We start from the raw sequence: 13,770 nt of genomic DNA, 5'->3' as shown, positions 1-13,770 counted from the left end.
AACATGAAGACGATCAAGGTGCTTGTCGTCGATGACTCGGCGTTTATGCGCAAATGGATCAGTGATTTTTTGTCCGAACATCCGCGCCTCGAAGTCATCGGAACGGCCCGCAACGGCCGGGAGGCGCTCGATCAAATCGCCGCCCTACGGCCGGATGTCGTGACGCTTGATGTGGAGATGCCGGTCATGAACGGGCTCGAAACGCTGCAACGCATCATGCGGGATCATCCCGTGCCGGTTGTGATGGTGTCAAGCACGACGACTGAAGGGGCGGAAAACACGATCGCTGCTATGCAGTACGGGGCGGTCGACTTTGTCGCCAAGCCGTCCGGACCGATTTCGCTTGATTTGTACAAAGTGAAGGACGAGCTGATTCACAAAGTGTTGCACGCGAGCGAAGCGAATGTGGCCGCCTTGACTGCCCCGCGCCGCCAATGTCCACCTTGGCGCCCACCGTTCAAAACAGCGGTGCGGCCGCAACAGGTGATCATCGCTATCGGCACTTCCACCGGCGGCCCGCGCGCGCTCGAGACGGTGCTGACGCAGCTTCCGCCTGATTTCGCTGCCCCGGTTGTTGTCGTCCAGCATATGCCGAAAGGGTTTACGGCATCGCTCGCCAACCGGCTTAATGCGCTCGCCGCGATCACGGTCAAGGAGGCGGGAGACGGGGAGGTGCTGCGGAATGGCACCGCCTATATCGCGCCAGGCGACGTCCATCTCATCGTTCGCGAAGAAGGCGGTGCGCTGACAGCCTGTTTCGACGAATCGCCGCCGCGTGCGGGCCACCGTCCAGCTGTTGACGTGTTGTTCGAGTCGCTCGCTGCCATTCGCCACTGTCGGAAAATCGCGGTGATTATGACGGGGATGGGAAGCGACGGAACAGCAGGGTTGAAAAAACTGAAGGAAAGCGGGAACACAAAAGTGATCGCAGAGGCGCGCGAGACCGCTGTTGTCTTTGGGATGCCAAGAGCGGCGATCGAGGCTGGCGTCGTTGATGTCATCGCTCCGCTTGACAGCATCGCTGCCGCCATCGTCCAATCGATCGGGGAGTAGGGGGGAAACGGCATGGACATGAGCCAGTATTTGGATTTATTTATTGACGAAAGCAAAGAGCATTTGCAGACGATCAACGAGCGGTTGCTGGAACTTGAAAAAACTCCGGAAGACATGTCTGTGGTGAACGATATTTTCCGCTCGGCCCATACGTTGAAAGGCATGTCCGCCACGATGGGGTTTGAAGATTTAGCTAATTTGACACACCAAATGGAAAACGTGCTCGATGGCATCCGCAATCGGCGTCTTTCCGTTACCCCGGAGTTGCTTGACGTCATTTTTGAGGCCGTCGACCATTTGGAGGCGATGATCAGCTCCATCGCTGCAGGCGGTGACGGAACGCGCGATGTACGGGGAACAATCGAGCTGCTGAAACGAATCGAGCAAGGAGAGATGCCGAACAAGCAGGCAGCAAGGGAGGAACCGCCCCTTGAACATGCGTATGGAGAATTTGAATACCACGTACTCGAGCAGGCGAAGGAGCAGGGGTTTTCCGTCTACGAAATCCGCGTTCGGCTTCGCGATGACTGCTTGTTGAAAGCGGCGCGCGTCTATATGGTGTTTGAACAGCTGAATGAGGTTGGCGAAATTGTAAAAGCAACGCCGCCGGTCGAGATGTTAGAGGAAGAACAGTTTGATCGGGAGTTTCTCGTTACGGTCGTATCCAAATCGCCAGCCGATGAGCTGCAAAAGCGGCTGATGGGCATTTCGGAAATTGATGAGGTCAAGGTGTCTAGGCTATTGAGCGATGAACCGTCGGCAGAAAGCGAGAAAGCGGCCGAGCAACCAGCCGTTATGGAGCAGGCGGCGGCCGTTCAAGCCGAAGCGGAGGCGCCGGAAAAACAAACAGCGAAACAGGCGACGAAAATGATCCGCGTCAACATTGAACGGCTTGATCGATTGATGAACTTATTTGAAGAATTGGTCGTCGACCGCGGTCGACTTGAGCAAATTTCCCGCGAGCTGAACCATGCCGAATTGACGGAAACGGTCGAGCGGATGTCTCGCATCTCGAGCGATTTGCAGACAATCATTTTAAATATGCGCATGGTGCCAGTCGAAACGGTGTTCAACCGCTTTCCGCGCATGGTGCGCCAGCTCGCCCGCGAGCTCGGCAAAAAGGTGCGCCTGGAGATCATCGGGGCGGATACCGAGCTTGACCGGACGGTGATTGATGAAATCGGCGACCCGCTTGTCCATTTGATCCGCAATGCACTCGACCACGGCATCGAAGCGCCGGACGTTCGGGCGGTGCGCGGAAAGCCGGAAGAAGGGATCATTCAATTGCGAGCGTACCATAGCGGCAACCATGTCTTTATTGAAATCGAGGATGACGGCGCCGGCATTTCCCGGGAGAAGGTGCTGCAAAAGGCGAAAAGCCGCGGCATTGTCTCGCCGCAGGCGGCGGAGCATTTGAACGATCAGCAAATTTACGAGCTTATTTTCGCTCCCGGCTTTTCGACCGCTGAGAAAGTTTCTGACATTTCCGGCCGCGGCGTCGGTTTGGATGTTGTCAAAAGCACGATTGAGTCGCTCGGCGGCACCGTTTCGGTTGATTCGCAGCCTGGAAAAGGGTCGCTCTTTTCGATTCAGCTGCCGCTCACATTGTCGATCATTTCCGTGTTGCTTGTTCAAATCGCCGAGGAAACGTACGCGATTCCGCTGTCATCGATCATTGAGACGGCGTTGGTGAAAAAGGAAGAGATTTTTTCCGCCCACAACCAGCCGGTCATCGATTTTCGCGGCAAAATCGTGCCGCTTGTCCGCCTGAAAGACGTTTTTGCTGTTCCTGGAGCGGCGGATGACGGAGATGCGGTGGCAGTCGTGATCGTCCGGAAAGGGGAAAAACTGGCGGCGTTGGCGGTTGACTCGTTTATCGGGCAGCAAGAAGTCGTGTTGAAATCGCTCGGAAACTATTTATCTTCTGTTTTTGCCATCTCCGGGGCGACGATTTTAGGAGACGGCCGAGTGGCGCTGATTATCGACTGCAACGCGCTCGTGAAGTAGGAGATGGCCGCGTCGGTGCAGGGCGCCTATGGCATTGATCTGCCGTTTTCAGTGGTATGTCGAAAAAAAGGGGAGGATTGGATGACGGCCAGCGTGCAAGCAGATTGGAAAGTGATTGCGTTTCGCCTGAAAGAAGAAGAATATGCTCTGCCGGTGCAACATGTCCGTTCCATCGAGAAAATGCAGCCGATTACACGTGTGCCGGGAACGGCTCATTATGTAAAAGGGGTCATTAACCTGCGTGGTGTTGTGACACCGATCATCGATTTGCGCGAGCGGTTCGGATTTGCCCCCGAACCATATGGGGAACAGACGCGGATCATTATCGCCGCTCTTGAAGATATGGAAGTCGGGCTTATCGTCGATGCGGCGAATGATGTCCTTGATCTGCCGGCGGAAAGCATCGAACCGCCGCCAGAGGCCATTGGCTCCGTTGAGGCAAGTTACATCGACGGCGTGGCGAAAGTGGAGAATCGGCTCCTCATTTTGCTTGACTTGGCGAAAGTGCTCGACCGATAATCCGTGGAGAGGAGCGTTGGCATTGGATGATATTCGCAACTTGACAGGGATGCATATTGACATTTTGCGCGAAATCGGCAACATTGGCGCCGGCAACGCGGCGACGGCTTTGTCGACGTTGCTAAACAAAAAAATTGAAATGGCGGTGCCGCGCGTTCAAATTGCCACGTTTGCTGAAATGATGGAGTTGATCGGCGGACCGGAACAAGTGGTGGCGTGTGTCTATTTGCGCATCGAAGGAGAAGCGCCGGGAAACATGTTTTTTGTGCTGCCGCCGGAGCAGGCTGAGCGATTTGTCCGCCGGATGATTGGCGATGACGCGTTTTCGTTTCAAGGAGAAGCCCATGAACTTGGCTGCTCAGCGCTTCAGGAGCTCGGCAACATTTTAGCCGGCTCGTATTTATCGGCATTGGCTGACTTTACCCAGCTGAACTTGCACCCGTCCGTGCCGGCATTGGCCATCGACATGATCGGAGCTGTGCTGTCGTTCGGATTGCTTGAGCTGTCGCGCGTAGGCGATTACGCCATTTTGATCGACACGGCCATTTACGATGAACGGCGTCCGGACGAAAGCATCAACGGCCATTTCTTTCTTCTTCCTGACCCAGATTCGTTTTCCATCATCTTTCGAGCGCTAGGTGTGGATGGTCTATGAGCACAGCGCAGGCTGTCAAAATCGGCATTGCGGAAATGGAGGTTGTCGTAGCACCGAACGTCATTCGTACATGTGGACTCGGATCGTGCGTCGGTGTCGTCATTTACGACGCAGGCAAGGCGGTTGCCGGCATGGCGCACGTCATGCTTCCGCATTCCTCGATGGCGCGCGGCGGAGTCATCAATGCAGCCAAATACGCCGATACGGCCGTTGAGGCGCTCGCTCAGCTCGTCATGGCTGCCGGTGGTCGGAAAGGGATGCTGAAAGCGAAGATGGCTGGCGGGGCGCAAATGTTTTCGTTTTCGACAGCTGGCGGTGATGTGATGGGCATTGGCGCGCGCAATGTGGAGGAAGTGAAAAAGCAGCTCGAGCGGCTTCACATTCCGGTCGTTGCCGAAGATGTCGGAGGCCGTAACGGCCGTACGATCGAATTTAATCCGCAGACGGGCGTGCTCTCCATCCGCACCGCCACTCAAGAAATAAAGGAAATTTGACCGAGACGCGCCGTTTCCGCAAGGCAAGGGGGAGAAGAATGAGAAGCGCGCTAAAAGACGAAGAACGGAAATACTGGGATGAATGGATCAACGGCCGTAACCGCCATGCGGCTGAGGAGCTGGTGCAGCGTTATATGCCGCTTGTCTTCTACCACGTGCAGCGGATTTCGGCGACGCTGCCGAGCTCCGTGCCGAAGGATGAGCTCGTCAGCCTTGGACTCGTCGGTTTATACGATGCGCTTGAGAAATTTGATCCATCGCGTGATTTGAAGTTCGACACGTACGCCTCGTTTCGCATTCGCGGCGCCATCTTAGATGGTTTGCGCAAAGAAGACTGGTTGCCGCGCAACATGCGTGATAAGGCCAAAAAAATTGAGGAAGCTATTGAGCGGCTCGAACAGCGCCATATGCGATCGGTGACGGCGAAAGAGATCGCCGCTGAGCTCGGGATGACGGAAGAGGAAGTGCAGGCGGCGGCGAGTGAAATGTTTTTTTCCCATTGGCTGCCGCTCGGGCAGACGACCGTCGACGAAGATGAGGGATTGTTGGCGGTTCGCGATGACCGCGCTCCGCTTCCCGAAGAGCAAATCGTCAAGCAGGAAATGATCGAAAGGCTGGCTGAAGCCATCGGACAGCTGAACGAAAAAGAGCAGCTCGTCATTAGTTTGTTTTACAAAGAGGAGCTGACGTTTACAGAAATCGGGAGTCTTTTGCATTTGTCGACATCAAGAATTTCGCAAATTCATGCGAAAGCGCTTTGGAAACTGCGCCGCTTTTTTGCAAAAGAGCAATGAGAGGAGAGAAAAAGCGATGGACATCCAGCTTCCAGCGTTGCAAAGCGTCATGCCGAAAGCGCTCGATGTGGAACGGATTCAAGCCTCGACGCAACAACACTCCTATGCGGTGCAGGTGCACATGGCAACTGCCGGCGAAAAGCGGGCGGAGCGTGCACGCCGCCGGGTGACGGATAAACGAACGAGCGCTCGCCTCGAGCAGGAGGCGTCCCGTTTTGGAGGGCACCCTTATAAAGGAAAAATGATCGACATTCAAGGATAGTGAACATCATGATGGCATTTTGGCTAACAATCAGTTTGCTGTTGCACGCCTTGTCGTTTTGGTTGATCCTTGTGCTTTTCCTCCGTCTGTCGCGGCTTGGTGAGGCGGAGCGGCGGGCTGAGGAGCTCGAAGAAGCCATGACCGCTTATCTCGCCGCCTGGAAGGAAGAAAACGAGCGTTTTTTGGCTGAGCTTGACTCATTGCTTGGCAACAGAGCGGCTTCATTGGTTTCTGTACGGCAAACGAACGGTGCACCCAGTGTGCAGCAGGACACGAGCGACGAAGCGACGGCGTTGATGCCGGGGGCAGGAGGCGGTGAAATCGGAGCGGGAGTCGAACAGCGAACGGCGGAAGCAAAAAAGGAGGAAAACGAGCCGGCGGAGCGGGGAGAAATCGGGAAACGCGCAGAAACAAGCCGCTCCAGCGCGACGCTGGACTATTTTCCAGACATCGGAGCGGTCAAGGATGTACTTGAACTTTCATTCACCCGACCAGTCGATGCGAGTGAGCTCGCTCGCCGCCTATATGCGGAAGGAGCGACAGTCGAAGAAATTGCCAAACAGCTCGGCAAAGGGAAAACGGAAGTCGAGCTATGGCTCAAATTTGCGCAAAAAACGGACCAATAGGCGAATAACGGCTTGATTTGCCGCTCATAGTTGTGATATATTTTTTCATGGTGTGAGTACACACGCTTGCGGATTTCAGCAACGGTGCTGGCTCAGCCAGTCTTGCTGAAAGATGAGGCAAGCGGAGGACCAAAAACCACGAAGAAACAGGAGGAGCATACATGTCGGTTATTTCGATGAAACAACTGCTTGAAGCTGGCGTCCACTTTGGACATCAGACGCGCCGTTGGAACCCGAAAATGAAAAAATACATTTTTACGGAGCGCAACGGCATCTATATCATCGACTTGCAAAAAACGGTGAAAAAAGTCGAGGAAGCATACAACTTCGTCCGCGAATTGGCGGCGAATGGCGGCAAAATTTTGTTCGTCGGCACGAAAAAACAAGCGCAAGAATCCGTGAAGGAAGAAGCAGAACGCTGCGGCATGTTTTATGTCAATCAGCGCTGGCTCGGTGGCACGCTGACGAACTTTGCCACGATCCAAAAACGGATCAAACGGCTGCGCGAAATTGAAAAAATGGAAGAAGACGGCGTATTTGACGTTCTGCCGAAAAAAGAAGTCATCGGCTTGAAAAAAGAAAAAGAGCGGCTCGAGAAATTTTTGGGCGGCATCAAAGACATGAAGGAGCTGCCGGATGCGCTGTTCGTCATCGACCCGCGCAAAGAGCGGATCGCGGTGGCGGAAGCCCGCAAATTGAACATCCCGATCATCGGCATCGTCGACACGAACTGCGATCCGGATGAAATCGACTACGTCATCCCGGCCAACGATGATGCCATCCGCGCGGTCAAGCTGTTGACTTCGAAAATCGCCGACGCTGTGCTCGAAGCGAAACAAGGCGAAGAGGCGGCCGTCGCAGCGGAGTAACGGTGCTCAAGAAAGGTGATAAGAGGGGAAAGCCTTTTATCACCTTTTTTTGAGACAGAAATCAGCAACTTTTGGCTATACTAACGGATAAGGGCAAAACGGGGAGCCGCTGCCGGCACCGATACATATACGGGACAATGAGAAGGAGGATTTTTTTATGGCGATTACAGCACAAATGGTGAAAGAACTGCGCGAAAAAACAGGCGCAGGCATGATGGACTGCAAAAAGGCGCTCACTGAAACGAACGGTGACATGGAGAAAGCGATCGACTGGTTGCGCGAAAAAGGAATTGCCAAAGCGGCGAAAAAAGCAGACCGCATCGCGGCCGAAGGAATGGCGTACATCGCGGCGGAAGGCAACACCGCTGTCATTTTGGAAGTAAACTCGGAAACGGACTTCGTCGCCAAAAACGAAGAGTTTCAAACGCTTGTGAAAACATTGGCCGCCCACTTGCTGAAACAAAAGCCGGCTTCGCTGGACGAAGCGCTCAGTCAAACGATGGACAACGGTTCGACCGTCCAAGACTACATCAACGAAGCGATTGCCAAAATTGGTGAAAAAATTACGCTTCGCCGCTTTGCCGTCGTCAATAAAGCGGACGGCGAAACGTTTGGTGCGTACTTGCACATGGGTGGGCGCATCGGCGTATTAACGTTATTAGCTGGCAATGCGAGCGAAGACGTCGCCAAAGATGTCGCCATGCACATTGCCGCCCTTCATCCAAAATACGTCTCGCGCGACGACGTGCCGCAAGAAGAGATCGCGCATGAGCGCGAAGTGTTGAAGCAACAAGCGTTAAACGAAGGCAAGCCGGAAAAAATCGTTGAAAAAATGGTCGAAGGCCGGCTGAACAAGTTTTACGAAGACGTCTGCCTGCTCGAGCAAGCGTTCGTGAAAAACCCGGATGTGACGGTGCGCCAATATGTCGAATCGAACGGAGCAACAATCAAGCAGTTCATCCGCTACGAAGTCGGCGAAGGGCTCGAAAAACGCCAAGACAATTTCGCCGAAGAAGTCATGAGCCAAGTCAGAAAGCAATGACGGACCGCAACAGGGAACACGCGCGTGTTCCCTGTTTTTCAAAGCGATTCGCATCATGGAGGTTTGACATGGAACAACCAAAATACAAACGCGTCGTTTTAAAGTTAAGCGGGGAAGCGCTCGCCGGAAAGCAAGGGTTTGGCATTCATCCGGCGGTCATTCAGTCGATCGCCAAACAAGTAAAAGAAGTTGTTGAACTGGGCGTCGAGGTCGCCATTGTCGTCGGCGGCGGCAATATTTGGCGTGGAAAAACGGGAAGCGAAATGGGGATGGACCGGGCGACGGCCGATTATATGGGCATGTTGGCGACGGTGATGAACGCGCTCGCCTTGCAGGACAGCCTTGAGCAACTCGGCGTGGAAACGAGGGTGCAGACATCGATCGAGATGCGGCAAGTGGCTGAACCATACATTCGCCGCCGGGCGATCCGCCATCTGGAGAAAAAACGAGTTGTCATTTTCGCCGCCGGCACCGGCAACCCGTATTTTTCGACCGATACAACGGCGGCGCTCCGTGCGGCGGAAATCGAGGCGGACGTCATTTTAATGGCGAAAAACAACGTCGATGGCGTCTACAGCGCCGACCCGAACGTCGACGCCAATGCGGTCAAGTACGATGAGCTGTCGTACTTGGATGTCATTAAACAGGGCCTTGCCGTCATGGATTCGACCGCTTCCTCGCTTTGCATGGATAACAACATTCCGATTATCGTCTTTTCGATTATGGAAGAAGGAAATATTAAACGCGCTGTGTTAGGTGAAAACATCGGAACGATCGTAAGGGGGAAATAACGATGGCAAAGCAAGTGATCCAACAGGCGAAAGAAAAAATGGATAAAGCGGTGCAAGCGTTCACCCGCGAACTGGCAAGCATTCGCGCCGGACGGGCGAACGCCGGGCTGCTGGAGAAAGTAACCGTTGACTATTACGGTGTGCCGACGCCGATCAACCAATTGGCCTCCATCAGCGTGCCGGAAGCACGGCTGCTTGTCATTCAGCCGTACGACAAATCGGCCATTAAAGAAATGGAAAAAGCCATTTTAGCATCGGATTTAGGGCTGACGCCATCGAATGACGGATCCGTCATTCGGCTGGTCATTCCACCGCTGACGGAAGAGCGGCGCCGCGAGTTGGCGAAGCTTGTCAAAAAGTATTCCGAAGACGCGAAAGTCGCGGTGCGCAACATCCGCCGCGATGCGAACGATGAATTGAAAAAGCTCGAGAAAAACGGCGAGATTACGGAAGATGAGCTCCGCAGCTACACGGACGAAGTGCAAAAGCTGACCGATGACCACATCGCCAAAATTGACGCCATCACGAAAGAGAAAGAAAAAGAAGTGATGGAAGTATAGGCAAAACGATGCAAACCCTCTATGTTGATGGAGGGTTTTTTTGCTATAATGGAAAGGCAAAACACGATCCCGGAGGACTCGTATGTTCAATAAAATGCGAAAAACAAAAGAGAAAGACGTTCCGGTGACGAAAGAAGAGGTGCTCAGGCATCCGGTGCCGAACCACGTCGCCATCATTATGGACGGAAACGGGAGATGGGCGAAAAAGCGGGCGTTGCCGAGGGCGGCCGGCCATTACGAAGGGATGCAAGTGGTGCGCAAAATCACGCGTTTTGCGAACGAGCTGGGGATTCAGATTTTGTCGCTTTACGCGTTTTCGACAGAAAACTGGAAACGTCCGAAAAGTGAAGTCGATTATTTGATGAAGCTGCCGGAGCAGTTTTTGACGACGTTTCTTCCTGAGCTCGTCGCCGAAAATGTCAAAGTCCAAGTGATCGGTCATACGGAGGCGCTGCCCGATCATACGCGCCGGGCGGTCGAGAAAGCCGTGGAGGAAACATGCAGCAACACCGGCCTCTTGTTAAACTTTGCCCTCAATTATGGAAGCCGGTCGGAAATCACTGCCGCCGTCCAGCAAATCGCCAAAGACGTCGAACGCGGGATGCTGGCGCCGGAAGACATCACCGAGCCGCTCATTTCCTCGTACTTGATGACGAGTGGGCTCGCTGACCCTGACTTGCTCATCCGTACGAGCGGGGAGATTCGCTTGAGCAATTTCATGCTTTGGCAGTTGGCGTATACGGAACTTTGGTTTACGGATGTGTTATGGCCGGATTTTACGGAGCAACATTTCTTAGAGGCGATTGCCGCTTACCAGCGGCGCGACCGCCGATTTGGAGGAGTGTCAGCGCGATGAAGCAGCGAATCATCACCGGCGTCATAGCGGCGGCGCTCTTTTTGCCGATTGTTATTTTTGGCGGATTTCCGTTTATAATAGTAACATATATATTGGCCTCGATCGGGCTGTTTGAATTGCTGCGCATGAAGGGGATGCGCCTCTGGTCGTTTACCGGGGCGGCCGGATTGATCGCCCTTTGGTTGCTGCTTGTTCCCGCCCGTTATGGCGGCGAGTGGTTGGCGTCTGGAACCGGCAAATTTGGCGTGCTTGTTGCTTTGGCTTTTTTGCTGCTTGTCGGCACAGTCGTGACGAAAAATGCGCTCTCGTTCGATGAGGCGGCGTTTGTCGTTTTGGCGGTCGTCTATGTCGGCGTAGGGTTTTTCTGTTTCGGCGCCGTTCGTTTGGTTGGGTTGGTGTATTTCGTTTATGCCTTGTTCGTCATTTGGGCGACCGACATTGGGGCGTATTTCTTTGGCCGCGCGTTTGGCCGGCGCAAGCTATGGCCAGAGATCAGCCCGAAAAAAACGGTGGAAGGCGCCATCGGCGGCATCGTTTCCGCGGCTGTTGTCGCCGCAATTTACGAGTGGGCGGCCGCGCCGTTTGGCAGTTTGGCGGCTGCGTTTGGCGTCGCGTTGCTGCTGTCAGCGTTCGGGCAACTCGGCGATTTGATCGAATCGGCATTTAAGCGCCATTACGGCGTCAAAGATTCCGGGGCGATTTTGCCGGGACATGGCGGCATTTTAGACCGGTTTGACAGCTTGCTGTTCGTGCTGCCGTTGTTGTACATATTGCTTGAAATCGCACGATAAGCGGGTGAGGAGTGAAACGATTGAAATATATTAGTATATTAGGGGCAAGCGGATCGATCGGCACACAGACGCTCGATGTCATCCGCGCCCATCCGGACGAATTCCGCTTGGCCGCCGCATCGGTCGGAAAAAATATCGAGGCGGCGAGGCGGCTGATTGCTGAATTTTCCCCAAGTCTTGTCGCCGTCGCTGACCGTGATGCGTATGAAGTGCTCTATCGCGAGTACCGCGGGCGGACGACGATCGTGTACGGAGAGGAAGGATTGATTGAAGCGGCCGTTTGTCCACAAGCCGATGTGGTCGTCACCGCCGTCGTCGGCAGCGTCGGCCTTTTGCCGACGCTGAAGGCGATTGAAGCGGGAAAAGCGATCGCCCTCGCTAACAAAGAGACGCTCGTTGTCGCCGGACATCTCGTCATGGCTGCAGCCAAGCGGCGCGGTGTGCCGTTGTTGCCGGTTGACAGTGAACATTCCGCCATTTTTCAATGTCTGCAAGGGGAAAGGATTGAACAAGTTGACAAACTTATTCTGACCGCATCCGGCGGCAGCTTCCGCGACAAGACGCGCCGAGAGCTCGCACATGTGACGGTGGAGGAGGCGCTCCGCCATCCGAACTGGTCGATGGGGGCCAAAATTACGATTGATTCGGCGACAATGATGAATAAAGGGTTTGAGGTCATTGAGGCTCATTGGCTGTTCGGGTTGCCGTATGAGCGGATCGAGGTTGTTTTACACCGCGAAAGCATCATCCATTCGCTCGTTCAGTTCCGTGACACAAGCGTATTGGCACAACTTGGAACGCCGGATATGCGCGTTCCGATCCAATATGCGCTGGCATATCCAGAGCGGTTGCCGCTCCCGTCCGCCAAGCCGCTTGATTTCATCTCGCTGGGGGCGCTCCATTTCGCCCCGATTGATTTCGACCGCTATCGCTGTTTGCGTCTCGCCTATGAGGCTGGCAAGCGCGGCGGCTCGCTGCCGACGGTGTTGAATGCGGCCAATGAGGAGGCGGTGGCGGCATTTTTAGCCGGGCGCATTCCGTTTTTGGCCATCGAGGAGTGGATTGAACGCGCGCTCGAGCGCCATCGGCCAGTGAGCGATCCGCAGCTGGAGGACATTCGCGAAATCGATGCGGACACGCGCGCCTATGTTCGCTCATTACTATCATAAAGGTGGTTGAAACGTTGGAATCGATCATTTCATTTATCGTCGTCTTTGGTGCCCTCGTCTTTTTTCACGAGCTTGGTCACTTGCTGCTAGCAAAACGGGCCGGCATTTTGTGCCGCGAATTTGCCATCGGCTTCGGGCCGAAAGTGTTTTCGTTTAAGAAAAACGAAACAGTGTACACGATCCGCCTGCTCCCGCTTGGCGGCTTCGTCCGCATGGCCGGTGAAGACCCGGAGACGATTGAGCTGAAGCGGGGGCAAGTCGTCGGCCTCTTGCTTGATGGCAACGGCCAAGTGGAAAAAATCGTCCTCAACCATAAGGACGATTATCCAAATATCCGCGTAGTAGAAGTGGAAGAGGCCGATTTAGAGCATGGCATGTATGTGACCGGCTATACGGATGGCGAGCGGTTCGAGCGGTTTACGGTCAAGGAGCCGGCGTTTTTCGTCGTCGACCGCCAAGAAATTCAAATCGCTCCGTATCACCGGCAGTTTGTGGCCAAAACGCTCGGACAGCGGACGATGACGATTTTGGCGGGGCCTCTCGCCAACTTTGTTCTAGCGCTCGTTGTCTTCATCATCATCGGTCTTTTGCAAGGCTACCCGGTCGACAAGCCGATCATCGGCGAGCTGACGCCGGAAGGAGCGGCGCGCGCCGCTGGCTTGAAGCAAGGGGATGAAGTGATCGCCATTAACGGGGAACGGATGGAAACGTGGACGGAAATCGTCAACACGATTCGCGCCCATCCGGGAGAACCGCTCCAGTTTCAAATTGAGCGGAATGGGAAAGAACGTAGTGTGACGGTCACTCCGGAGGCGAAAACGGTGCAAGGGGAGACGATCGGCTTGATCGGCGTCTATCAGCCGATGGAAAAATCGGTGTTGGGCTCGATCAAGCAAGGGCTGGTGGAGACGTACTACTGGACGCGGGAAATTGTAACGGGGCTCGGCCAATTGATCACCGGCCAGTTTCATCTTGACATGCTGTCCGGACCGGTCGGTATCGCCGTATCGACCGGCAAAGTCGCCGAATCCGGCATTTACTACTTGATGAAATGGGGCGCGATTTTAAGCATCAACCTTGGGATCATCAACTTGTTGCCATTGCCGGCGTTAGACGGCGGCCGGCTCCTCTTTTTCGCCATTGAAGCGGTGCGCGGCAAGCCGGTCGACCGTCAAAAGGAAGGAATGGTCCATTTTATCGGCTTCGCTCTGCTCATGTTGCTTATGCTTGTGGTGACATGGAACGATATTCAAAAATTTTTCCTATAGAGAGAAAACGAGGT

16 protein-coding genes are annotated in these 13,770 nt (G+C 54.4%); all 16 read left to right on the top strand.

Annotated elements, in window-relative coordinates; all coding sequences use genetic code 11:
* Nucleotides 1–3: 3 nt before the first annotated feature.
* The 16 genes from N685_RS0117150 (at nucleotide 4) to rseP (ending at nucleotide 13,756) form a co-directional block, all read left to right on the top strand.
* The gene (locus N685_RS0117150) at nucleotides 4–1,053 is read left to right on the top strand and encodes a protein-glutamate methylesterase/protein-glutamine glutaminase (protein ID WP_031410399.1); all 1,050 of its coding nucleotides are present in this window, start codon (nucleotides 4–6) and stop codon (nucleotides 1,051–1,053) included.
* A 12-nt stretch (nucleotides 1,054–1,065) separates the two neighbouring features.
* Entirely contained in the window at nucleotides 1,066–3,060 is a 1,995-nt protein-coding gene (locus N685_RS0117145; protein ID WP_031410397.1) for a chemotaxis protein CheW, read from the top strand.
* An 81-nt stretch (nucleotides 3,061–3,141) separates the two neighbouring features.
* Nucleotides 3,142–3,579, top strand: a complete 438-nt coding sequence (locus N685_RS0117140; RefSeq protein ID WP_031410395.1) for a chemotaxis protein CheW — start codon at nucleotides 3,142–3,144, stop codon at nucleotides 3,577–3,579.
* A gap of 22 nt (nucleotides 3,580–3,601) precedes the next feature.
* Nucleotides 3,602–4,234, top strand: coding sequence for a chemotaxis protein CheC (locus tag N685_RS0117135; RefSeq protein WP_031410393.1), 633 nt, complete (start codon nucleotides 3,602–3,604; stop codon nucleotides 4,232–4,234).
* A complete protein-coding gene (locus N685_RS0117130) occupies nucleotides 4,231–4,728 on the top strand; it encodes a chemotaxis protein CheD (RefSeq protein ID WP_031410391.1) in 498 nt (165 codons plus the stop codon). Before N685_RS0117135 ends, N685_RS0117130 begins: the two co-directional genes overlap by 4 nt.
* A gap of 38 nt (nucleotides 4,729–4,766) precedes the next feature.
* Nucleotides 4,767–5,522 (top strand): FliA/WhiG family RNA polymerase sigma factor, encoded by a 756-nt coding sequence (locus N685_RS0117125; protein WP_031410389.1) that lies wholly within the window; start codon nucleotides 4,767–4,769, stop codon nucleotides 5,520–5,522.
* A 16-nt stretch (nucleotides 5,523–5,538) separates the two neighbouring features.
* Nucleotides 5,539–5,784: a hypothetical protein gene (locus N685_RS0117120; RefSeq protein WP_031410387.1), complete on the top strand. Its 246-nt coding sequence runs from the start codon at nucleotides 5,539–5,541 to the stop codon at nucleotides 5,782–5,784.
* Nucleotides 5,785–5,792: 8 nt separating this feature from the next.
* Nucleotides 5,793–6,410, top strand: coding sequence for a hypothetical protein (locus tag N685_RS0117115; RefSeq protein WP_031410385.1), 618 nt, complete (start codon nucleotides 5,793–5,795; stop codon nucleotides 6,408–6,410).
* 161 nt (nucleotides 6,411–6,571) lie between these two features.
* Nucleotides 6,572–7,279, top strand: coding sequence for a 30S ribosomal protein S2 (gene rpsB / locus N685_RS0117110; protein WP_021322279.1), 708 nt, complete (start codon nucleotides 6,572–6,574; stop codon nucleotides 7,277–7,279).
* 157 nt (nucleotides 7,280–7,436) lie between these two features.
* Nucleotides 7,437–8,321 (top strand): translation elongation factor Ts, encoded by an 885-nt coding sequence (gene tsf, locus N685_RS0117105; protein WP_031410379.1) that lies wholly within the window; start codon nucleotides 7,437–7,439, stop codon nucleotides 8,319–8,321.
* A gap of 68 nt (nucleotides 8,322–8,389) precedes the next feature.
* The gene (gene pyrH, locus N685_RS0117100; protein WP_031410377.1) at nucleotides 8,390–9,112 is read left to right on the top strand and encodes a UMP kinase; all 723 of its coding nucleotides are present in this window, start codon (nucleotides 8,390–8,392) and stop codon (nucleotides 9,110–9,112) included.
* A 2-nt stretch (nucleotides 9,113–9,114) separates the two neighbouring features.
* Nucleotides 9,115–9,672, top strand: a complete 558-nt coding sequence (gene frr / locus N685_RS0117095; RefSeq protein ID WP_011230752.1) for a ribosome recycling factor — start codon at nucleotides 9,115–9,117, stop codon at nucleotides 9,670–9,672.
* Between the two features lie 82 nt (nucleotides 9,673–9,754).
* A complete protein-coding gene (locus N685_RS0117090; RefSeq protein ID WP_031410375.1) occupies nucleotides 9,755–10,528 on the top strand; it encodes an isoprenyl transferase in 774 nt (257 codons plus the stop codon).
* Nucleotides 10,525–11,319 carry a phosphatidate cytidylyltransferase gene (locus N685_RS0117085; RefSeq protein ID WP_031410373.1) on the top strand — a complete coding sequence of 265 codons (795 nt, stop codon included), beginning with the start codon at nucleotides 10,525–10,527 and terminating at the stop codon, nucleotides 11,317–11,319. The genes N685_RS0117090 and N685_RS0117085 overlap by 4 nt, the downstream gene beginning before the upstream one ends.
* 20 nt (nucleotides 11,320–11,339) lie before the next feature.
* Nucleotides 11,340–12,488 (top strand): 1-deoxy-D-xylulose-5-phosphate reductoisomerase, encoded by a 1,149-nt coding sequence (gene dxr / locus N685_RS0117080; RefSeq protein WP_031410371.1) that lies wholly within the window; start codon nucleotides 11,340–11,342, stop codon nucleotides 12,486–12,488.
* Between the two features lie 2 nt (nucleotides 12,489–12,490).
* A complete protein-coding gene (gene rseP / locus N685_RS0117075; RefSeq protein WP_171660234.1) occupies nucleotides 12,491–13,756 on the top strand; it encodes an RIP metalloprotease RseP in 1,266 nt (421 codons plus the stop codon).
* Nucleotides 13,757–13,770: the final 14 nt, after the last annotated feature.

The sequence above is a fragment of the Geobacillus vulcani PSS1 genome (assembly GCF_000733845.1).
GTDB lineage: Bacteria > Bacillota > Bacilli > Bacillales > Anoxybacillaceae > Geobacillus > Geobacillus vulcani.
The sequence above is the reverse complement of the archived record's forward strand: the minus strand, read 5'-3'. Positions and strand labels throughout refer to the sequence as shown.

Bases quoted from the DNA above. Each gene is read 5' to 3' on its own strand.
- rpsB (WP_021322279.1), top strand. From the start codon at position 6,572: ATGTCGGTTATTTCGATGAAACAACTGCTTGAAGCTGGCGTCCACTTT.
- N685_RS0117090 (WP_031410375.1), top strand. From the start codon at position 9,755: ATGTTCAATAAAATGCGAAAAACAAAAGAGAAAGACGTTCCGGTGACG.
- N685_RS0117120 (WP_031410387.1), top strand. From the start codon at position 5,539: ATGGACATCCAGCTTCCAGCGTTGCAAAGCGTCATGCCGAAAGCGCTC.
- N685_RS0117130 (WP_031410391.1), top strand. From the start codon at position 4,231: ATGAGCACAGCGCAGGCTGTCAAAATCGGCATTGCGGAAATGGAGGTT.
- N685_RS0117150 (WP_031410399.1), top strand. From the start codon at position 4: ATGAAGACGATCAAGGTGCTTGTCGTCGATGACTCGGCGTTTATGCGC.
- frr (WP_011230752.1), top strand. From the start codon at position 9,115: ATGGCAAAGCAAGTGATCCAACAGGCGAAAGAAAAAATGGATAAAGCG.
- pyrH (WP_031410377.1), top strand. From the start codon at position 8,390: ATGGAACAACCAAAATACAAACGCGTCGTTTTAAAGTTAAGCGGGGAA.
- N685_RS0117125 (WP_031410389.1), top strand. From the start codon at position 4,767: ATGAGAAGCGCGCTAAAAGACGAAGAACGGAAATACTGGGATGAATGG.
- tsf (WP_031410379.1), top strand. From the start codon at position 7,437: ATGGCGATTACAGCACAAATGGTGAAAGAACTGCGCGAAAAAACAGGC.
- N685_RS0117145 (WP_031410397.1), top strand. From the start codon at position 1,066: ATGGACATGAGCCAGTATTTGGATTTATTTATTGACGAAAGCAAAGAG.
- N685_RS0117115 (WP_031410385.1), top strand. From the start codon at position 5,793: ATGATGGCATTTTGGCTAACAATCAGTTTGCTGTTGCACGCCTTGTCG.
- N685_RS0117140 (WP_031410395.1), top strand. From the start codon at position 3,142: ATGACGGCCAGCGTGCAAGCAGATTGGAAAGTGATTGCGTTTCGCCTG.
- N685_RS0117085 (WP_031410373.1), top strand. From the start codon at position 10,525: ATGAAGCAGCGAATCATCACCGGCGTCATAGCGGCGGCGCTCTTTTTG.